Origin of the sequence: Mesorhizobium sp. KR1-2 (assembly GCF_040045035.1) — a bacterium.
GTDB lineage: Bacteria > Pseudomonadota > Alphaproteobacteria > Rhizobiales > Rhizobiaceae > Pseudaminobacter.
This window is the reverse complement of record NZ_JBDZDS010000002.1, coordinates 131,660-152,023: the sequence shown is the minus strand read 5'-3', so window position 1 is coordinate 152,023 and position 20,364 is coordinate 131,660. Positions and strand designations below refer to the sequence as shown.

General features: G+C 63.2%; 19 protein-coding genes, 3 tRNA genes and 1 pseudogene. 10 read left to right on the top strand and 13 right to left on the bottom strand.

Annotated elements, in window-relative coordinates; translation table 11 throughout:
* Positions 1-41: 41 nt before the first annotated feature.
* From ABLE85_RS04960 to ABLE85_RS04920, 9 genes are all read right to left on the bottom strand, one after another.
* The gene (locus tag ABLE85_RS04960) at positions 42-1,664 is read right to left on the bottom strand and encodes an ABC-F family ATP-binding cassette domain-containing protein (RefSeq protein WP_348791597.1); all 1,623 of its coding nucleotides are present in this window, start codon (positions 1,662-1,664) and stop codon (positions 42-44) included.
* Positions 1,665-1,908: 244 nt separating this feature from the next.
* On the bottom strand, positions 1,909-2,229 hold the full coding sequence (locus tag ABLE85_RS04955; RefSeq protein ID WP_348791596.1) for a 2Fe-2S iron-sulfur cluster-binding protein: 321 nt from the start codon (positions 2,227-2,229) through the stop codon (positions 1,909-1,911).
* A 110-nt stretch (positions 2,230-2,339) separates the two neighbouring features.
* Complete coding sequence (locus tag ABLE85_RS04950; RefSeq protein ID WP_348791595.1) at positions 2,340-2,999, bottom strand: TetR family transcriptional regulator C-terminal domain-containing protein; 660 nt, start codon at positions 2,997-2,999, stop codon at positions 2,340-2,342.
* Between the two features lie 53 nt (positions 3,000-3,052).
* Entirely contained in the window at positions 3,053-4,063 is a 1,011-nt protein-coding gene (locus ABLE85_RS04945; protein ID WP_348791594.1) for an ABC transporter substrate-binding protein, read from the bottom strand.
* 29 nt (positions 4,064-4,092) lie between these two features.
* On the bottom strand, positions 4,093-5,475 hold the full coding sequence (locus tag ABLE85_RS04940; protein ID WP_348791593.1) for an FAD-binding oxidoreductase: 1,383 nt from the start codon (positions 5,473-5,475) through the stop codon (positions 4,093-4,095).
* The gene (locus ABLE85_RS04935) at positions 5,472-6,716 is read right to left on the bottom strand and encodes an amidohydrolase family protein (RefSeq protein ID WP_348791592.1); all 1,245 of its coding nucleotides are present in this window, start codon (positions 6,714-6,716) and stop codon (positions 5,472-5,474) included. Before ABLE85_RS04935 ends, ABLE85_RS04940 begins: the two co-directional genes overlap by 4 nt.
* Positions 6,717-6,718: 2 nt before the next feature.
* Positions 6,719-7,552, bottom strand: coding sequence for an ABC transporter permease (locus ABLE85_RS04930; RefSeq protein ID WP_348791591.1), 834 nt, complete (start codon positions 7,550-7,552; stop codon positions 6,719-6,721).
* A 10-nt stretch (positions 7,553-7,562) separates the two neighbouring features.
* On the bottom strand, positions 7,563-8,372 hold the full coding sequence (locus ABLE85_RS04925) for an ABC transporter ATP-binding protein (RefSeq protein WP_348791590.1): 810 nt from the start codon (positions 8,370-8,372) through the stop codon (positions 7,563-7,565).
* A gap of 9 nt (positions 8,373-8,381) precedes the next feature.
* Positions 8,382-9,182, bottom strand: coding sequence for a creatininase family protein (locus tag ABLE85_RS04920; protein ID WP_348791589.1), 801 nt, complete (start codon positions 9,180-9,182; stop codon positions 8,382-8,384).
* Positions 9,183-9,610: 428 nt separating this feature from the next.
* On the opposite strand from ABLE85_RS04920, the gene ABLE85_RS04915 reads away from it, so the two are divergent.
* From ABLE85_RS04915 to ABLE85_RS04885, 7 genes are all read left to right on the top strand, one after another.
* The gene (locus ABLE85_RS04915) at positions 9,611-10,849 is read left to right on the top strand and encodes an FAD-dependent oxidoreductase (RefSeq protein WP_348791588.1); all 1,239 of its coding nucleotides are present in this window, start codon (positions 9,611-9,613) and stop codon (positions 10,847-10,849) included.
* Between the two features lie 106 nt (positions 10,850-10,955).
* Complete coding sequence (denD, locus tag ABLE85_RS04910) at positions 10,956-11,954, top strand: D-erythronate dehydrogenase (RefSeq protein ID WP_348791587.1); 999 nt, start codon at positions 10,956-10,958, stop codon at positions 11,952-11,954.
* A complete protein-coding gene (gene ltnD / locus ABLE85_RS04905; RefSeq protein WP_348791586.1) occupies positions 11,951-12,883 on the top strand; it encodes an L-threonate dehydrogenase in 933 nt (310 codons plus the stop codon). Before denD ends, ltnD begins: the two co-directional genes overlap by 4 nt.
* A gap of 2 nt (positions 12,884-12,885) precedes the next feature.
* On the top strand, positions 12,886-14,145 hold the full coding sequence (gene otnK / locus ABLE85_RS04900) for a 3-oxo-tetronate kinase (protein ID WP_348791585.1): 1,260 nt from the start codon (positions 12,886-12,888) through the stop codon (positions 14,143-14,145).
* Positions 14,142-14,792: a 3-oxo-tetronate 4-phosphate decarboxylase gene (otnC, locus tag ABLE85_RS04895; protein WP_348791584.1), complete on the top strand. Its 651-nt coding sequence runs from the start codon at positions 14,142-14,144 to the stop codon at positions 14,790-14,792. The genes otnK and otnC overlap by 4 nt, the downstream gene beginning before the upstream one ends.
* Positions 14,793-14,797: 5 nt before the next feature.
* The gene (locus ABLE85_RS04890; protein ID WP_348791583.1) at positions 14,798-15,565 is read left to right on the top strand and encodes a TIM barrel protein; all 768 of its coding nucleotides are present in this window, start codon (positions 14,798-14,800) and stop codon (positions 15,563-15,565) included.
* 28 nt (positions 15,566-15,593) lie between these two features.
* Complete coding sequence (locus ABLE85_RS04885) at positions 15,594-16,007, top strand: RidA family protein (protein ID WP_348791582.1); 414 nt, start codon at positions 15,594-15,596, stop codon at positions 16,005-16,007.
* A gap of 94 nt (positions 16,008-16,101) precedes the next feature.
* Here the strand turns inward: ABLE85_RS04885 and ABLE85_RS04880 are convergent, their stop codons facing one another.
* From ABLE85_RS04880 to ABLE85_RS04870, 3 genes are all read right to left on the bottom strand, one after another.
* Positions 16,102-16,518, bottom strand: coding sequence for a CBS domain-containing protein (locus tag ABLE85_RS04880; protein WP_348791581.1), 417 nt, complete (start codon positions 16,516-16,518; stop codon positions 16,102-16,104).
* Positions 16,519-16,603: 85 nt separating this feature from the next.
* On the bottom strand, positions 16,604-17,134 hold the full coding sequence (locus ABLE85_RS04875) for an Hsp20/alpha crystallin family protein (protein ID WP_348792107.1): 531 nt from the start codon (positions 17,132-17,134) through the stop codon (positions 16,604-16,606).
* Between the two features lie 245 nt (positions 17,135-17,379).
* A tRNA-Val gene (locus tag ABLE85_RS04870) sits at positions 17,380-17,455 on the bottom strand.
* A gap of 213 nt (positions 17,456-17,668) precedes the next feature.
* Here ABLE85_RS04870 and ABLE85_RS04865 point away from each other — a divergent pair.
* Positions 17,669-17,745 (top strand) — tRNA-Asp (locus ABLE85_RS04865).
* Positions 17,746-17,914: 169 nt separating this feature from the next.
* Positions 17,915-17,991, top strand: a tRNA-Asp gene (locus ABLE85_RS04860).
* Between the two features lie 327 nt (positions 17,992-18,318).
* On the opposite strand, the pseudogene ABLE85_RS04855 reads toward ABLE85_RS04860, so the two are convergent.
* Positions 18,319-19,339, bottom strand: a pseudogene (locus tag ABLE85_RS04855) (IS256 family transposase).
* 160 nt (positions 19,340-19,499) lie between these two features.
* Here ABLE85_RS04855 and ABLE85_RS04850 point away from each other — a divergent pair.
* The gene (locus ABLE85_RS04850) at positions 19,500-20,354 is read left to right on the top strand and encodes a D-amino-acid transaminase (RefSeq protein WP_348791580.1); all 855 of its coding nucleotides are present in this window, start codon (positions 19,500-19,502) and stop codon (positions 20,352-20,354) included.
* Positions 20,355-20,364: the final 10 nt, after the last annotated feature.

Below are 20,364 nucleotides of genomic sequence, written 5' to 3'. Positions count from 1 at the left end.
AATTGAGGCTGGTGGCATCTCGGCCGCATCACCTCCGAGGATCAGCTTCTCAAGCCGGGCGCTTCTTGTCCTGTTCGCTCCACATACTCCGTGTAGCCGCCGCCGTAGGCGTGAATGCCCTCGGGCGTCAATTCCAGCACGCGGTTCGAGAGCGCTGCCAGGAAGTGTCGGTCGTGCGAGACGAACAGCATGGTGCCCTCATACTGCGACAGGGCAGTGATGAGCATCTCCTTGGTCGCCATGTCCAGGTGGTTGGTGGGCTCGTCCAGCACGAGCAGGTTCGGCGGATCGAACAGCATCTTCGCCATGACAAGCCGCGCCTTCTCGCCCCCTGACAGGACCCGGCACTTCTTTTCGATCTCGTCGCCGGAGAACCCGAAGCAGCCGGCAAGGGCGCGCAGCGGCGCCTGTCCTGCCTGCGGGAAGGAGTCTTCCAACGTCTGGAACACGGTGCGGTCGCCGTCCAGCAGATCCATGGCGTGCTGGGCGAAGTAGCCCATCTTCACGCTGGGACCGCGAGCGACCGTGCCAGTGTCCGGTTCGGCGGCGCCGGCTGCCAGCTTCAGCAGCGTCGACTTGCCCGCGCCGTTGACGCCCATGATGCACCAGCGCTCCTTGCGGCGGACCTGGAAATCCAGGCCCTCGTAGATGATCCGGCTGCCATAGCGCTTGTGCACGTTCTTCAGCGTGACCACGTCCTCGCCCGAACGGGGCGCCGGTTGAAACTCGAAGGTAATCGTCTGGCGGCGCTTGGGCGGCTCGACCTTGTCGATCTTCTCAAGCTTCTTCACGCGGCTTTGCACCTGCGCGGCGTGCGAGGCACGGGCCTTGAAACGCTCGATGAAGCTGATTTCCTTGGCCAGCATTGCCTGCTGGCGTTCGAACTGGGCCTGCTGCTGCTTGTCGGCGAGCGCCCGCTGCTGCTGGTAGAACTCGAAGTTGCCCGAATAGGCCGTCAGACTGCCGCCGTCGATTTCCACCACCTTGTTGACGATGCGGTTCATGAACTCGCGGTCGTGAGAAGTCATCAGCAGGGCACCTTCATAGCCCTTGAGGAACTCCTCCAGCCAGATCAGGCTCTCCAGATCGAGGTGGTTGCTCGGTTCGTCGAGCAGCAGGACGTCTGGGCGCATGAGCAGGATCCTGGCGAGCGCAACGCGCATCTTCCAGCCACCCGACAGGGCACCGACGTCACCGTCCATCATCTCCTGGCTGAAACCGAGACCGTCAAGCACTTCGCGGGCCCGCCCGTCCAGGGAATAGCCGTCCAGTTCCTCGAAGCGTGCCTGCACCTCGCCGTAGCGGGTGATGATGTCGTCCATCTCGTCGGCCCGCTCGGGATCGCCCATTGCGGTCTCCAGCTCGCTCATCTCGGCTATCAAGGCGCTGACGGGGCCGGCACCGTCCATGACCTCGGACACGACGCTGCGGCCGGACATTTCACCGACGTCCTGGCTGAAATAGCCGATGGTCACGCCGCGATCGACGGCCACCTGGCCCTCGTCGGGCTGCTCCTGACCGGTGATCATTCGAAAGAGCGTTGTCTTGCCGGCGCCGTTGGGACCGACGAGACCGACCTTCTCGCCCTTCTGCAGTGCTGCGGAGGCCTCGATAAACACGATCTGCTTACCGTTCTGCTTGCCGATGTTTTCGAGACGAATCATGCTTTTACGGGACCCAAGGGGATTTGTGGGGGCACTACGTCATAGGTTGCGCCCGCAGGGGAGTTCGCCCGTAAATCATTTGCCGCCGGACTACGCAAGCCCTGCCAGTGTCACAGGGCACATGCGTTGCGTAGCCGATTTGGGCGCGGCGCGCGTGGCCCGCGCCCTGAAAGTCTACTCAACCGAGCAATCTACCGGCGCCGCTTCTTTGCGCGCGGCACAGGTTCACCTGTGGGCGGGCTGGTCAGCTCTGCCTTTCGGGAATGCGCACGACGAGGCCGTCCAACTCGTCGCTTACCTTGAGCTGGCACGACAGGCGCGAATTTGGACCGGGCTCCCAGGCGAAGTCGAGCATGTCGGCTTCCATCGGCCCGGCCTCGCCGACAGCCTCCGCAAAGGCGGGATCGACATGGACGTGGCAGGTGGCGCAGGCGCAGGCGCCGCCGCATTCGGCTTCGATGCCAGGCACGGCGGCCTTTATCGCTGTCTCCATGACGGTCGCGCCGTTGGTGGCTTCGACCTCGAAGCGCTGCTCGTCATGGGTGATGTAGATGATGCGCGGCATTGATGGGCCTTTCGAATTCGATTTTGTGAGGTCGCGGCGGCAAGGCCGCGCGTGGGGTGGGGAGCCGGGCACGGAAGACGGCGCCAAGCTATGGTTGGGATAACAACGGTTTACTGAAGGCCGCAGGCGCGCAGGAAGAGGGCGGTCACCTCGTCCTCGGCGCGGACCATGTCGAGCTCCTCGTTGTCGCTCAGCTGCATGAAGCTGCGGATCTGGACCTCGAAGTCGGCATAGTGCTGCGTCACGGCCCAGATGTGCATCTGGAACAGCAGCGGATCGACGGGCCGAATGAGCCCCTGGTCGACCCAGGACTGGATCAGCTTCACCGCCTGCTGGGTTGAGGCCTGGTACTGCGCCCAGTGCCGGCTGAGGAACGGCGCGCCGTTGGCGATTTCCGTGGTGAACAGACGCGACGCCTTGGGATTCTTCTGCCCGTATTCCAGTTTCTTATGGATGTAGGCGCGGATGATCTGAGCGGGATCGTCGCTGGTCGAGGCACTGATGAACATCTCTTTCCATTCATCGAGAATGTAGACGAGAATGTCCTCGTAGAGCTTTTCCTTGCTGGAGATGTAATAGTGCAACTGCGGCTTGGTCAGGCCGGCGCGCTGGGCGATGGCCTGAGTGGAGGCGCCGACCAGGCCCTTGCTCGCAAACTCGTCGATCGCAGCATCCCTGATGGCCGCCAGAATGCGCCGGCGGCGATCGAGAACCTTCTCGCGCGCGCTCAGTTCGCCGTTTTCCGAAGTCTCAGCGTTATCGTGACTCATCGTCAGATCGTTTCCAGCGAGGGGCTGGTGAGCCCCTCGCTTTCTTGTTGTGATTACGGATTCAACTGCTTCTTGACGTCGAGGCCCACGCCCTTGTTGACGAAAGCGTCGGTTGCGACCTTGGAAATCTCGATCTTGTCGCCGGTCACGATGCCAGCCTTGACCGCCAGCTCGTAGAACTCCTTGACCCGATCCATGGAAATGGCGCCAATGCCCTTTTCCAGCGTGTCGCCGCTGTCGATCAGCTCCAGCTTCTTGAGCATCGCCAGCTCGCTGTCGAGCGTCTCTGCGCTCATGTCCGGGTTGTCCTTGAGGATCAGCTCATAGGCCTTGCTGTGATCGCCATAGAGGAAGTTGTTCCAGCCCACGATCGTCGCGTCGACAAAGCGCTGGACCATGTCCGGGTTGTTGTCGACCAGTTCCTGGCGCGTTTCGATCGTGTTGGCGTAGGTGCTGTAGCCGTGGTCGGCGAGGAGATAGGTCGTCACCTTGGCCCCCTCCTTTTCGGCATAGAGAGGCTCGGCGAAGGCGTAACCCTGCTGCACGGCCTTCTCGTCGCTGAGGAACTGGGCAAGGCTGTACCCGTAGGGGCGGACCTGCTCGTCCTTGAATCCGAACTCTTTCACTAGCCACAGCCAGAAGCTGTACTGGCTGTCCTTGGCCAGAAGGACTGTCGGCGCGTTGGTCAGGTCGTTGAAGTCCTTGTAGGCACCTTCATGCGCCATCAGCACCTGCGGGTCCTTCTGATAGAAGGCTGCAACCACCGTGGTCGGGATGTCGTTGGCGACGTTGTGGAAGGACAGCAGCAGGTTGCCGGTCAGCAGGAAGTCGAGCCGCCCGGCCGCCAGCATCGGCCGGTTGTTGACCTGCGGACCGCCCATCTCGATGGTGACGTCGAGGCCGTACTTCTCATAGGTGCCGTCGGCCAGAGCCTGATAGAAGCCGCCATGGCCGGCCTGCGCGAGCCAGTTGGTTCCCACAGTCACCTTGTCGCCAGCGTTCGCGAGCTGCGCCGACATGGCCAGCGAAAGAGCGGTGATCGCCGCTCCGAGCAAGTTCTTCATCTGAAATTTTCTCCCATTTGATTTCAGGTTCAGCCTTTGGCGACCATCTCGGCCGTCCAGCCTCGCGTCTTCCCCGGATTGAGGAGGCCGAAAGGATCTGCTTGTTTCTTGAAGTCGATCTGAACTGTGTCGATCTGCTTCATGCCGCCGTCCTCGATGGTGTAGGCGTGCGGATCGTAGATGTCGCAGCCGTCCAACTGCTCCAATTCGCGGATGACCCGGTAGGTGTCTTCGCGGCTGTGATAGCGAACCAGCGGCAGGCCGAAGATCTGCACCTCGCCTTCCAGCCTTGCCATCTCGTGGTGCATGTATTGCTCGTCGCCGTAGCGTTCCATCTGGCGCTTCACGACTTCGGGGTCGAAGGGGCGCGGATAGGCCACCTGCAGGTATGTCCAGCCGGGCTCTGCCTTCAGCGCCTGCAGCGTGGTGTGGTTCCAGCCGCATTCGTAAGCCGGCTGCAGACCCTTGGCGTGCAGCTCCTCCTTGGTCATGGCGAAGGAAACGCGGCCGCCGAATTCGGCAACCAGCGCTTCGAACTTGACCATGTCGTCCGGCGCGATCATCGCAAAAACCGCGTCGCGGTCCGATGGGAAGAGCTCGCCAAACTTGGTGTAGAAGCGGGCGAAGCGGCGGTCGACCGTCGTCAGCAGGTAGCAGTCGAGGCTGTCTTCCAGTGCCTTGAGGCCGAAGCGCAGCGTGGCGTCGTAGCTCTCGAACAGCGCTGCTGTGTGGACCCAGTCGGTCGACTTGGTGAGCCCGATTTCGAGCTCCATCACGATGCCGTTGGTGCCATAGGCATGCTGGACCTTCTGGATGTCGCGGCCGTGCAGCTCGATGATCTGTGGCTCTTCCTCCACTGTCATGACCTTGACCGAATAGATGTTGCCGTCGTCGCGCAGCATGCCGTGGCGCAGCGAGCCGATGCCGCCCGAGCCGCCGGTGAAGAAGCCGCCGATGGTGGCGATGCGGCGCGTGGAGGGATACATGAGAAGTTCCTGTCCGGTCTCACGCACTGCGTCGTCGAGGCGCGCGATGCGGGCGCCGGCTTCTACGCGCACCCTGCCGGGCTCGATGGAAAGCACCCTGTCGATCTTGGTCATGTCGAGGATGATGCCGCCTTCCAGCGGCACGCACTGGCCGTAATTGCCCGTCCCGCCGCCGCGCACGGTGATGGGGATGCGGAGCCGTGCGGCCGCGGCGGCTACGCGACGGACTTCGTCCTGATCCTTGGGGATCACCACCAGATCGCCGACGAAGTGGCCGATATCCTCGCTCAGGATAGGGCTGTACCAGAAATAGTCACGCGAGCGCAGTTCCACATGCTGGGGGTCGTCATAGACGCGGATGCCGTCGATTTCGGCGCGGAAGGCCGCCCAGTCATAGGCGCGCGTTGGCTTGGTCGCCACGTTCATGCGTTTCTCCAGTCTTGATTGCTTGCTGGCAGCGGCTCGCCGCCCCGGTAGACGATGCGCTGTGCCTGAGGCCGGCTGATCAGGTCGCCGAGGTCGTTCGCGGCGTGCCAGACGAAGTTGGCCGGCATGCCCTTCGCCACGGGCGTTGCGATGCTGCTTTCGCACCAGCGCGCCGGCAGAGTGGTGATGCTGTCGAGCCAGCCTTCCGGCTCGAGATGGCAGGCGGGAGCCGCCAGCCGCAGGACCGAAAGCGGGTCGTAGTCGCCATAGGGGTAGAAGCCGTCGCGCACGTTGTCGGAGCCGAGCATGACCGTCATGCCGGCCTTCCGCGCCTCCTTCAGCGGGGCGATGCCGCGCATGCGCGGAGAGCGCCCGGTCGCGCGGTCCTGCAGATATAGATTGGTCGTCGGCAGCGAAACCAGCGCCACGCCGGCCTTAGCACCCGCCGCAAGAATGCGCTCCAGCTCGTCGGCAGAGCGCAAAGTCAGTGAGCAGGCGTGGCCGCACAGCACCCGACCCGACATGCGATGGCGGTTGGTTGCCTCGATGATCAGCGAGAGGCCGTCGGCTTCCGGGTCGAGCCCTTCGTCGACATGGAAATCGAGGTCGAGATCATGGGCGCACGCGAGCGCGAACATCGTCTCGACTTTGGCCGCGAGGTCCGCGTTGCGATAGAAGAAGGCGCCGAAAACGGCCTTGTCCCGTTTCACGCGCGCGGCGATTGCTGCGCCAGCTTCCGGCACCATGTCGCCATGGATAAGCGCCGCCGGCTGGAGATCGATGCGGCCCTTCCACTCCTCCCGAAGCTCGACGAGCACGGGCCAGGCTTCGGGCACTTTGGGTGTTACCCAGTCGATATGCGTGCGCATCGCGCCGACGCCCTGGCGATAGGCGGCTTCCAGCGCAAGGCTTGCGCGCGCGCGGATATCGGCTGCCGTCCAGTTCGGCCGGTCCTGCTCCATCAGCGCGATGGCATCGAACAGGCACTCGACCCGGGCGTTCGCCTCCGCGCCGATGCGGGAGATAGTGTAGGTCTTGTCAAGGTGCACATGCACGTCGGCAAAGAGCGGCGTGACGACGCCGCCCATGGCATCGCGGGAGGGAACGAGCTCAGCGATCCGGTCGCCTGCGACGACAAGATCATAGCGACCCGGCTGGCCGGGTAGGCTCACACCGGACAGTCGCAAGGGCTGTCCCGGCGCAGTCGCGTGGTCGCGGATCATCTCGTTCCCCCCGGTCACGATCAGGACTCCCTACGGATTTCGCTTTCGTGCCAGCGGCCGAGAACGGCGCGCGACAGCCAGCTGGTCGCCAAGAAGATGAGGATGCCTAGCACCGACACCAGGAACAGCGCGGCGAACATGCGCGGGATCTCGTTGCGGAAGCTCGATTCCAGGATGCGCGAGGCAAGCCCAGTGCTCTGGCCGGCAGTGCCGGCGACGAATTCGGCAACGACCGCGCCGATCAGCGACAGACCGCCGGCGATCTTCAGCGCTGCCATGAAGTAGGGCAGGGCGCTGGGTGCCAGCAGATAGCGCAGGCGCTGCAGCGGCGTTGCCTGATAGAGCTTGAACAGATCGCGCAGATTATGGTCGGCGCTGCGCAGGCCGATCACCGTGTTCGACAGGATCGGGAAGAAGGCGACGATCCAGGCGCAGATCAGGAGCGCGGTGAAGGTGTCGCGCACATAGATGAGGATCAGCGGCGCGATCGCCACCACCGGCGTCACCTGCAGGATGACCGCGAAGGGAAAGAAGCTCATCTCGACCGTGCGCGACAGCGCAAAGATCATGCCCAGGATCACGCCGCCGGCAATGGCGCACATGAGCGACAGCATGGTCAACTTGATAGTGAATAGCATGGAGCTCATCAGCGACGGGCCGTCCTTGACGAGCGTTTCGGCGACCAGCGAGGGCGCAGGGATCAGGTAGTGCGGAACCTCGTAGTAGCGGACCAGGCCTTCCCAGACGAGAAGCGCGATGACGATCGCCAGGGTCGGCATGATGACGGCCTTGCGCCGCTCGATGCGGGCGCGGCGGTTCTGCTCTGAATTGAGGATGGGGGTCTCGGTGCTCATGGCCAAGCCTTCAATGATCGATGTCGTCGGTGCCGAGCGTCTCGTTCAGCGCGTCGGACACGATTTGGCAGCTGTCGGTGTATTCCTTGGTGGTGCGGAAGTTTTCCGCGCGCGGATAGGCGCCGGGGATGGTGATGTCGGCCACGACCCTGCCTGGCCGGGCAGCCATGACCACCACGCGGTTAGACAGGTAGACGGACTCGTAGACGCTGTGGGTGACGAAGATCACGGTCAGCCCATGATCCTGCCACAGCCGCAGCACGTCATTGTTGAGCTTGAAGCGCGTCATCTCGTCGAGCGCGGCAAACGGCTCATCCATCAGGAGCAGGCGCGGGCGGGTCGCCAGCGCGCGGGCGATGGAGACGCGCATCTTCATGCCGCCCGACAGTTCGCGCGGATAGGCCTTGGCGAACTTGCTCAAGCCCACCTGCGCCAGCACCTCCTCGATGCGCGGCGCGGCGTCCTTGCGCGACATGCCGCTCAGGCGCAGCGGCAGATAGACGTTTTCGAACACGGTCGCCCAGGGCATCAGCGTCGGCTCCTGGAAGACGAAGCCGATGTCGTGCGGGCCGCTGCCATTGCCGGGCGCGTGGCCGTTGACGCGGATCTTGCCTGCGGAGGTCTCGGACAGGCCGGCAATCATGCGCAGCGCCGTGCTCTTGCCGCAGCCCGAGGGGCCCAGGAAGCTGACGAATTGACCCTGCTCGATGGTCAGCGACATGTCGCTGATCGCGACAACGCCGGTGGCATACTGCTTGTAGACGCTTTCGATCTCGATCAGCGGTTGCGACGACACGGAGGTGTTGGCGGCCATGTTCATTCTCTCACCTCACCAGGCGGGGCTGTTGTCGAGCCAGGAGAGCGGCGCCCGTTCGACCTCGGCCAGGAGTTCGACAAGGCGGTCGGCGGCGTAATCGATGGTCTTGCACCCCTTCTCGGCGGTGGCCGCCAGGGCGTTGCCGGCCGCGCCGTACGGGTTCATGTCCTGCACCTGCCAGCCGGGCTTGGCGCCGCCGGCAAGAGAGATGTGCTTGAAGTCCCGGGCGAAGGTTTCGGTGAGGGTGGCGAAATTCTGCGCCTTGCTCATGTTGACCAGCTCGGGGTGCAATTCGAGCATCACCGAGGTTTCCATGTCGCCGGCGTGAATGCCGTGGCGCAGTTCATGCTCGCTGTAGACGCCTTCCGGCATGCCCTGGCCGAACCAGTTGACCGAGAACACCATCATGCCGTGCTTGATGCGCAGCTCGCGCGCGACGATGTCCATGGTGCTGATCTGGCCGCCATGGCTGTTGAGAAGAACGAGCTTTTTCACCCCGCTGGCGGCCACGCAGTCGCCGATTTCGCACCACATGGCGATCAGGGTCTGGGCCGAGAAGGTCAGCGTGCCGGGAAAGCGGCCGTGCTCGTTGCTCTTGCCGATCGGCAGCGCGGGCAGAAACAGCGCCTTGCTCGTTTCCGGCAGCCGCTCGATGGTTGCGGTGACGATGCCGCTGGCGATTGCCGCGTCGACCGAAAGCGGCAGGTGAGGGCCATGTTGCTCGGTCGCGCCAACCGGCAGAACCGCCACGATCTGCTCGCGGTCGAGCCGGGAAAACTCCTCGCTCGTATAGTCGGACCAATATCTCTTCAAGATTCCAATTCCTTCCTCTCGAACGGAGGCGCGCCGCGACGCCAGGTCCGCAAAGGCTGCTTCCGGAAGGAACTGAGCAAACCATCCGAAAGCGTTGCTGGTTCACCCTCAGGCGAGGGCGGCGAAATTTCTGGAAGGCGGGAATTACCCGGCAAAGGGCGAACTCGGCCAGCGTGCCGTGACGCGGTTTTCTGCTCGTGCCATCGCTTATCCCCCGATTTCGCCCGTTCCGAACGGCGATATGGGCAATACTACTAACCGATCTGACCGATCGGTCAAACTAATTGTTTAAATCCCATGGGAGATATGCAACAAAATTACCGGACCGTTCGAGTCGGGCAGCTTGGCGCGCAAGCGGCATTTTCATGTCACGTTCGATTCTGCAAGAGAGCCATTGCGGGCCGGTCGAGCATGTTTGTGGAGAGGGCATGGGCGAGAGGTGCATCATTGTCGGCGCGGGACACGCCGGCTCGCAGGCCGCGGTCAGCTTTCGTCAGGAAGGCTATGCGGGCAGGATCGTCCTGATCAACGACGAGACGGACCTTCCCTATCACAAGCCGCCGCTCTCCAAATCCTATCTCAAATCCCCAGCCTCGGGCGGCCTCGTGCTGCGTCCCGAAGCCGTCTATCGCGACAACTCCATCGAGCTGATGCTCGGCGCCCGCGTCGAGAAGATTCGCCTCGACGACCACAGGCTCGCGCTTGCCGACGGGAGGGAACTCGACTGGACACATCTCATTTTGGCTACAGGCGCACGCGCGCGGATTCCGGATCTGCCGGGCGTCGACCTCGACGGCGTCGTCACGCTGCGCAACATGGAGGATGCGCGCCGCATCCGCGAAATGATGCCCGAGGTCCAAAGGGTCGTCATCGTCGGCGGCGGCTTCATCGGCATGGAGATGGCGCATAGCTGCCTGGCGCTTGGCAAGGCGACGACACTGATCGAGGCCACCCCGCGCGTGTTGGCGCGATCGGTGGCGCCAATGGTTTCCGCCCATGTCGAGAAGCGGAGCCGGGCTGCCGGTATCGACATCTTCACCGGCGTCCAGCTTGCCGGCATCGAAGGCGAGGGTGGGCGCGTCGCGGCAGTGCGCACGGCCGATGGTCGCAAGTTCGAGGCCGACATGGTGGTTTTGGGCATCGGCGCGGTGCCCAATGTCGAACTCGCCGCGGAAGCCGGCCTGGTGGTCGATAACGGCATCGTAGTCGATGGCCACATGCGGACCTCGGCGCCGCATGTCTATGCCGTTGGTGATTGCGTAAGCTACGACCATCAACAGGTAGGCCGGCGCGTGCGGCTGGAATCGGTCCAGAACGCGACCGACCAGGCCAAGCATGTCGCGCGCTCCATCCTTGGACGGCCCGACGCTTACGCCGAAGTCGCATGGTTCTGGTCCGATCAGGGCGACATGAAGCTGCAGACAGCAGGCCTCTCGCTCGACGCCAACCACTGCGTGGTCTCCGGCAATCCGGACGAGAACGCCTTCTCGGTCTATCATTTTCAGGGCGCGCGCCTCGTGGCCGTGGACTCCATCAACCGCCCGGCCGATCACATGATCGCGCGCCGGCTGCTGGCGGCCGGGCTGAGCCCGAGCGAAGCCGACATTTTAGCCGGGCCGCAGCATCTGAAGCAGCTGGCGAGCGGGAAGGGGATGGTGCCGGCCTGAGGCCGGGCTTTTCATCCAATATCATTTTCGGGCGAGGCCGGGTTTTTGCGAAAGGCAGCCCGTCTTCGACCCAAGCGTAAAACTCTGGTTCGGGGATCAGGACAAGATGGTTCACTGTCTCATCATCGGCGCGGCCGGCATGCTCGGCGCGGGGCTGGCCAAGCGCCTCATCGAGGACGGCGCGATTGCCGGCAAGGCCGTATCGCGGCTGACGCTTTTCGACATCGCGGTGCCGAGCACGTTGCCCGAGGGCGGCAAGGTCGTGGTCGAATTCGAAACTGGCGACATCTCTTCGCCCGAGACGGCCGAGCGCCTTGTTGCGACGCGGCCGGACGTGATCTTCCACCTTGCGGCCATCGTGTCGGGCGAAGCGGAACGCGATTTCGACAAGGGCTACCGCATCAATCTCGACGGTACCCGGCATCTGTTCGACGCGGTCCGCAAGGGGCATGAGAAGGACGGCTACTATCCGCGTGTCGTCTTCACCTCGTCGCTGGCCGTATTCGGCTCGCCGCTGCCCGACGTGATCGACGACGACTACATCATCACGCCGCGCTCGAGCTACGGCACGCAGAAGGCCATCGGCGAACTGCTTCTGGCCGACTACAGCCGCCGCGGCTTCTTCGACGGCATCGGCATCCGCCTGCCCACCATCTGCATCCGCCCCGGCAAGCCCAATGCGGCAGCCTCGGGCTTCTTTTCCAACATCCTGCGCGAGCCGCTGGCTGGCCTGCCGGCCACGCTGCCGGTGGAGCCGTCCGTGCGGCACTGGTTCGCCAGCCCGCGCGCGGCAATCGGCTTCATTGCGCACGCTGCGGCGGTGGATGCCGCGCTGCTCAAGGAGCGTCGCAACATGACCATGCCGGGCGTTTCGGCGACCGTGGCCGACGAGATCGAGGCGTTGCGCGCCATCGCGGGCGACGATGCGGTCAAGCTCATCCGTCACGAAATCGACCCGGCAATCGTTGCGATCATCTCGACCTGGCCGAAGGCCTTTGAGGCAAGCCAGGCCGAAAAGCTCGGCTTCAAGGCTGATCAGTCCTTCCAAGCGATCATTCAGGCCTATCTCGAGGACTATGCGCCGAAGACGGAGAAGCAGGCATGAGCGCCGAAGCCTCTGTCTTGCCTGGCCGGCATTTCCTGCTCATGGGCCTCGGAGCCATGGGCTATGGCATGGGCCAGTCGCTGCTCCGTGGTGGTCTCGCCGTCGACGGCTTCGACCTCAACGCTGACGCCCAGAAGCGTTTCCGGGCCGAGGCCGGCCTTGACCGCGACCTCGACCAGGCGAGTGCCGAAGCCGATGGCGCCATTCTGGTCGTCGTCAACGCGACCCAGACGGAAGATGCGCTGTTCGGCGCGCGCGGCCTGGCCGAGAGGCTGAGGCCGGGCGCGGTCGTCATCAGCTGCGCGACCATCGACGCGCAGAAGGCGGTCGAGTTCGAGGCACGCCTGGCCGAGAAGGGCATACTCTATCTGGACGCGCCGATTTCCGGCGGTTCTGCACGCGCCGCCAAGGGCCAGCTCAGCATCATGGCGTCCGGCACGCCCGATGCCTTCGCGCGTTCCCAGCCTGCGCTCGATGCCATGGCCCAGACCGTGTTCCGGCTGGGCGACCGCGCTGGGCCGGGCTCGGCGATGAAGAGCGTCAACCAGCTGCTCGCCGGCATTCACATCGCCGCCGCCGCCGAAGCTTTTGCCTTCGGTCTCGCGCAAGGCGTGGACGCCGACCAGATCATGCAGGTGATCCCGTATTGCGCCGGCTCCTCCTGGATGTTCGAAAATCGCGGCCCCTACATCGCCGATGGCGACTACCGGCCGCATTCGGCCGTCGACATTTTCGTCAAGGATTTGGGCATCGTCACCGGCGCGGCGAAAGAAACCTCGCTTGAGCTGCCGGTCGCGCAGGCCGCGCTTGCCCGTTTCAGGGCCGCATCCGAGTCTGGCCTTGGCCGCGAGGGCGACGTGGCGGTGGTCAAGCTCTATGCGGAGGAAAGCGGCATCAGCCTTCCCGCGAAACGCTACAAGGAGAGCTGACCATGCTGCTCGGCTGCATTGGTGACGACTTCACCGGCTCGTCGGACCTTGCCAACACGCTGGTCAAGGGCGGCATGGCGACGACTCAATATTGCGGCATTCCGCAGGGCAAGGCCGACGCCGATGTCGAAGCGGGCGTCGTTGCGCTGAAGACGCGCAGCGTGCCGGTCGAGGAAGCCGTCGCTCAATCGCTGCAGGCGCTGGAATGGCTCAAGGAACAGGGCTGCCGCCAGTTCTTCTTCAAATATTGCTCGACTTTCGATTCCACCAAAACCGGCAATATCGGCCCGGTGGCCGAGGCGCTCAGCAAGGCGCTGGGGGCTAGCCAGGTCATCGTTTGCCCGGCGTTTCCGGGTGCGGGTCGCACCATCTATCAGGGCCATCTCTTCGTCGGCGACCGGCTGCTGAACGAGTCGGGCATGGAAGCCCATCCGCTGACGCCGATGACCGACCCCGATATTCGCCGCTGGCTGCAATACCAGACCGCGCTTTCCGTGGGGCTGGTCGCGTTTTCCGACGTGCGACGCGGCGCCGAGGCAATCGTCGAGGCGATGCGGCGGCAGGACCAGGCGGGCCGCCAGCTTCTGGTGGTCGACGCGCTGCAGAACGAAGACCTGTTCGCCATCGGCGAGGCGGCCGCCGACCTGCCGCTGATCACCGGCGGTTCCGGCGTCGCGCTCGGCCTGCCGGAAAACTTCCGTCGCAAGGGGCTGATCGGCAATCGCCAGGTGGCCTGGCAGGGCATCGACGGACCGGGCGCCGTGCTCTCGGGCTCCTGCTCGCGCGCCACGCGCGGCCAGGTGGCGCACTATCGCGCCAATCATCCGGCCCTCGAGATCGAGGCCGACGCGCTGATGGCCGGCGACATGACGCTGGCGAAGGCATCTGCCTGGCTGGCAGAAAATCTGGCCGCAGAGCCGCTGGTGTTTTCCTCTGCCGAGCCGGAAGTGGTCGGCAAGGCGCAGCAGAAATACGGGCTTGGCGAACTCGCCCACCGGATCGAAACCTTCTTTGCCGAGCTTGCCGCCGAAGCGCGGCGTCATGGCGTCAGGCGCCTGGTGTCGGCCGGCGGCGAGACCTCGGGCGCTGTGGTGCAGGGGCTTGCCTGCGAGGCGTTGCAGGTCGGTCCCGAGATCGATCCGGGGGTTCCCATGTTGCGCGTCGGCGGGCAGGATTTCGGCCTGGCGCTCAAATCGGGTAATTTCGGCGCCGAAGACTTTTTTGCCAAGGCGCTGAGCATGCTCAAGGGAGCGACAGGGTGAGCGAAGAAGCGAAGCTGCGCGAGACGATCTGCCGGATGGCCCGCTCGATCTTCGAGCGCGGCCTGACCGGCGGTGCGTCCGGCAACATTTCTGCTCGCCTCTCCGACGGGCGGCTTCTGGTGACGCCCACCGGCTCTTCCTTCGGCGATCTCGATCCGGCGCGGCTGTCGTTGATCAACGAGACCGGCAGACTGGTCGGCGGCGATGCGCCGACCAAGGAAATGCCGCTGCATTCCGCCTTCTACGACACGCGCGGGGCGAAATCCGGCGCCATCGTCCATCTCCACTCCACCCATTCGGTGGCGCTGTCCATGCTGCCAGAAACCGACCCGGACAATGTGCTGCCGCCGCTCACACCCTATTCCATCATGCGGCTCGGCAAGGTGAAGCTGCTGCCATATTTCCGGCCGGGCGATGCGGCAATCGGCGACGCGATCCGCGGCCTTGCCGGAAAGCGTAGCGCCGTTTTGCTGGCCAATCACGGACCGGTGGTCGCGGCCAAGGATCTGGAAGCCGCGGTCTATGCCATGGAAGAGCTGGAAGAGACGGCGCGGCTTGCGCTGCTCACGCGCGGCATGAAGCCAAAAATGCTGACGCCCGAACAGGTTCGCGATGTCGTGGACCATTTCAACATCGAGTGGGATTGAACATCATGGCCCTTCCGTATTCAGCCAATCTCGGCTTCCTTTGGACCGAGCTTGCGCTTCCCGACGCCGTGCGCGCGGCAGCCAAAGCCGGCTTCGACGCGGTCGAGCTGCATTGGCCTTATGCCATTGAGCCGTCGCTGCTGAAGCAGGCGCTGGCGGAGAGCGGCCTGCCGGTTCTGGGGCTGAACACCTCGAAGGGCAATGTCGAGGCCGGCGAGTTCGGGCTTTCCGCCCTGCCGGGACGCGAGGAGGACGCACGCGCCGCCATCGATCAGGCACTTGCCTATGCGACCGCGATCGGCGCCACTGCTATCCACGTCATGGCCGGCAAGACGAGCGCGCCGGAAGCGCGAGAAACTTTCGTCGCCAATCTGCGCTACGCAGCCGACCAAGCCGCTCCGGCGGGTGTCACCATCCTGCTCGAGCCGCTCAACCTCCACGACGTGCCGGGCTACTTCCTGCACGACAACGCCACGGCGTCGTCGATCATCGAAGAGGCCGGCCGCGGCAACATCCGCATCATGTTCGACTGCTACCATGTCGGCCGCTCCGGAAAATCCATCCTGGAGGAGTTCGATGCGCATCGTGAGCGGATCGGCCATGTCCAGTTCGCTGCCGTACCGGATCGCGGTGAGCCCGATGCGGGCGAAGTGGATTTTGCCACCGTGCTGCCCGAGCTGGCCGCGCGCGGCTATGCCGGGCACTTCGGCGCCGAATACAAGCCGCGCCGCTCGACCGAGGAAGGGCTGGGCTGGCTCGCCGCCTGGCGCTGAATTAAATCCTATTCTCCGGAGGCATGCCATGACCGATCGCGCTTCGAACCTCGACCATCTCGTGCCGGATACCATGCCGGCGCCCTTTGCCGCCTACAGCCACGGCGTGGTGGTTCGGAACGGATCGGACATGGTCTTCTGTTCCGGCCAGCTCGGCATCGGCCCGAATGCGCATGTGCCCGAGGACGCCGCGGCCCAGGCCGAGCTTTGCTTCGAGAATGCGCGCTCGATCCTCGCCGCCTGCGGCATGAGCTTTGCCGACGTGGTGCGCATCAACGCCTTCGTCACCGACCGGGCCTATATGCGACCTTACATGGACGTCCGCGACCGGCTGTTCCCACAGCCGGCGCCGGCCTCGACGCTGATGATCGTGTCGGGCTTCACGCGCGAGGAATTTAAGGTCGAGGTGGAAGTCATCGCGGCACGAGCAGGATCTCGATAAGGGCAAGCGCTCGCGGTCTCCGCGAAACCGGCATCGGCGGCGGGAGAAGGCCTGCTGGCCCTCTCCGCGCCATCGAGACCGTAGTTCCCGAACGTCAGTGCGGGGACGCTACCGCATGGACAAGTTCGCCGCAGAGCTCGGGGCTGGCGTGATGCGAAATATCGCCGAGCGCAAGCATGCCGACCATACGCTTCTTTTCGTTGATGACCGGCAACCGCCTGATCTTCTTCTCTTCCATGAGGTGGACTGCATCCTCCAGGGATTGGTCTGTCCGGCAGTAGACGATGCCTTTGGACATGACGTCTCGGGCGGTTAGGCGGCTGGGGTCTTTGCCGCTGCCCAGGGCACGAATGGCAAGGTCGCGGTCGGTTACCATGCCTATCAGACGATCGTTTTCGCCTACAGGCAAAGCCCCTATGTCGCGTTCATTCATGATGGCAGCGATTTTGGAAACCGTCATTCCCGGATCGATCCATTCGGTGCCTTTGTGCATTACAGTGGAGATATTCATGGTGCTCTCCTTGTGTTTGGGGATAGCCGTGCAAGCAAACGGTAAGCTGGAAGCCGTCGTGGCTCGCGCAGCAGCTGTTACGGTTCTATGAACCTTTGACGGTGATCTTCTTCTCGGCCTTCTTGGCTTCCATCGTCTTGGGCAGCTTCACGGTCAGCACGCCCTTGGTAAAGGTCGCGTCGATCTTGTCGGTGTCGACTCCTTCGGGAACCTGGAACGAACGCTGGAAATAACCAAAGCGGCGCTCGGACAGGTGGAAGTCCTTTTCCTTTTCTTCCTTCTCTTCCCTCTTTTCGCCCTTGATGGTCAGTGTGTCGTTGGCGAGTTTGACCTCGATGTTCTTTTCGTCGAGCCCAGGCAGCTCAGCCGTGATTTCGTACTCGCCTTCCTTTTCGACCACGTCGATCGCCGGAAGAACCTGCCACTCTGCGGCACGCGTGCGGCGGGTTTCGGGGGCGAATATCGACCGCCAAGTCGGACGCCACAAAGGGTGAAAATCTTCAAACAGGCGATCGATTTCCCGATGCAAGCTTTCGAACGGCATCCACTCTCCGGCTGTCCTGGGCGCGGAGGTCTTTTCGGTCTTTATAGGCAGTTTGGTTGTCGGTTCAGCCATGTTCGGTCTCCCGTTGTATCGGGGTGAGCAGTCGAGCTTTTCAGGCCGCGTTCGGGGAGCGTGCTGCGTGGCACCTCCGCAAGACATAACCAAAATCCTTTCCGGCACCGGCTTCATTGACGAGGATCAAAATCGCGGCAAGTTCGCGCCTCATGCCTTGGACAGGGCGGGGGCTGATCAGGTTCATTGAACCTAAGGCGCACTTCGCAAAAGCGCTGGAAATGCGATGTCTTCAAGGAGTGGAGTGGTGGGCGATGACGGGCTCGAACCGCCGACATCTTCGGTGTAAACGAAGCGCTCTACCAACTGAGCTAATCGCCCGACTCGGGCGGACGTTTAAGCGGTTCGCTTTCGATCCGCAAGAAAAAATCGTCGTTTCACAACGACAATGCGGATTTGATAGCCATTCGCCGGCTATCCCCAAAAACCCTTCGCGGAAAAGTGAGAATGGTGCACGGCGCCGCTTGACACTCACCGCCGAACACCGTAATTCCCCCTCCAACGACGCGGGCCGAACTGGTCCACGTCAGAAGCGCGGGTGTAGCTCAGTCGGTTAGAGTGCCGGCCTGTCACGCCGGAGGTCGCGGGTTCGAGCCCCGTCACTCGCGCCATTTTCTCAATAGCTTACATAAAGCTGTTTCCTCCTCAATTTAAATGTTCCGCAGATCAAAGGCTGTTGCCTTAAGTCTTGTTCGAACTGTTTTTGACGTGTTGACACGCGCCGCCGAACACCGTAATCCCCCTCCAACGACGCGGACCGAACTGGTCCACGTCAGAAGCGCGGGTGTAGCTCAGTCGGTTAGAGTGCCGGCCTGTCACGCCGGAGGTCGCGGGTTCGAGCCCCGTCACTCGCGCCATTCTTTCCAAAGGCTTAGGGCCGCAAACTTCAACAAAAAATTATTTTGCGCCCTGCCTTTTGGCTAGTGTCTGGCGAGGTTTTTGCCTTTCGTCGGCTAGGTCATTTTCCAACATTCTTTCTTCTTTCGGGTTTGGCTCCAAAGGGTCGCCTGGTTGTTCGTGGCCGTGCGCCGTAGGAGTGCATTTGCTTGCTCGGTATCCGGCACTTCACGATTCGTGTCTGCTGTGTCGGTTGGCGCGAGAATCGCGCGTTCAAGTGGATGATGTCCCAAGGAGTGGTGTAGCTTCGGCGCTGGCCGTGCTTTCCGACTTGGGCCGGGAACGGATCAGCTTGCCGCAGCGGGCAGGCTGATGAGCGGTTCATCGCTCATTGCGGCGATGGTCTCAAGGGACAAGTATCCGGATCGCTGAACGGCCCACTCGTCATTCTGCTCGAGCAGCAACGCACCGACGAGGCGCACGATGGCATCGTCGTTGGGAAAGATGTCGATGACCTCGGTTCGCCGCTTGATCTCGCCGTTCAGTCGCTCGATGGGGTTGGTGCTGTGCGGCTGCGTCCCAGGCTGCCTGGGAAAGGTCATGTTGGCCAGCACGTCCTCCTCGGCGCTGTCCATGAGCGTGGCGAGCTGGGCACCTTCGGCCTGATCTGGTCGGCGACGTTGCGCCATTGCTGGCTGGCGGCCTCCGGCGTGTCCTGGGCGACGGCTGTTGCGATGAAGGCCGAGACGACGCGCCGTCGGCTCTTGCCGGCATGGGCCAGGGCATTGCGCATGAAGTGGACCCGGCACCTCTGCCAAGTGGCCGATAGAACCTTGGAAACGGCGGCCTTGATGCCTTCGTGGGCATCGGAGGCGACGAGCTTGACGCCGCGCAGACCGCGTCTTGTCGGCTTTCGAAGGAACTCAAGTCCAGATCGGCTCGGCCTCAGATGTGCCGCTCTCCATGCCCAACACCTCGCACCGTCCGTCGGCATTGACGCCGACGGCGATGACCACGGCGACAGGGACGATGCGCCTGCCACGCCGGACTTTCAGGTCGGTGGCGTCAATCCAGAGCTAGGGCCACTCGCCCTCAATGGGCCTGTCGAGGAGAGCCTTCACGGAAACTCAGGAAATAGCTGCCAGTCCGGAGCTTCGGAATACGCAACTCAACCGTCCCGGCCCGTGTTTCCCAGTCCCGGTCGCGATAGCCGTTGCGCCGGGCAAGTCGGAAGGCATTCTTCTCGCCGTAGCCCGCGCCCGTCTTCGTGCCGACCTCCAGCGCCATCAACTTCTCGGCGGCGAAGCCAATCATCGCGCGCAGCAAATCAGCGTCAGCGCTCTTCTCAACTGGTGACCAACCAGCCAGCTACACCACTCCTTGGGACATCATCTTCAAGTGGTCCGACTCGCGCTTCCGAACCGCAAGATTGCACGGCTGCAGGGCGATTCCCGACGAACAGAGCGATTCCATCGAGCCATCCATTGGAATACGTTGCCGTTCCCGACGACGGAAAATGAGAGATTCGATGGAACGCACCGTCTATGTGAACGGCAATTATGTCCCTGAAAGCGAAGCCAGGATTTCGGTTTTCGACCGCGGTTTCCTGTTCGCCGACGGCGTCTATGAGGTGACGTCGGTCCTGAATGGCAAGCTGGTGGATTTTGCCGGTCATCTGCGCCGCCTGCACCGTTCGCTGGGCGAGCTCAAGATGGCCATGCCCTGTTCGGACGACGAACTGCTGAAAATCCATCGCGCGCTCGTCGAAAAGAACGCCGTGAGCGAAGGTCTCGTCTATCTCCAGATCACGCGCGGTGCAGCCGATCGCGACTTTCTCTTTCCGGCACAGGCGACCCCGACGCTGATGCTGTTCACGCAGGCTCGTTCGGTCATCGACAGCCCGCTGGCGAAGCGCGGTGCACGAGTCATTACGGTGGAAGACCTGCGGTGGGGCAGGCGGGACATCAAGACAGTTCAGCTGCTCTATCCCTCGATGGCGAAGATGATCGCACACGAGAGAGGCGTCGACGACGCCTGGCTGGTGAAGGACGGAGCGGTGACCGAAGGCACCTCCAACAACGCCTATATCGTCACACAGGATGGCACGATCGTTACGCGCGACCTGTCGAGCGACATTCTGGCGGGAATCACCCGCGCAGCCGTGCTGAAATGCGCGCGTGAGCTGCAGATGAAGGTGGAGGAACGCCCGTTCACCGTGGAGGAAGCCCTAAGGGCGCGGGAAGCCTTTTCCAGTTCGGCTACGGGGTTCGTCTGTCCGGTGGTCGAGATCGACGGTACTGCCGTGGGAGATGGCCAGCCGGGCCCCGTGGCGATGCGGCTTCGCCAGGCCTATATCGAAGAAAGCCTCAAGGCGGCCATTTGATGCGGTGCTT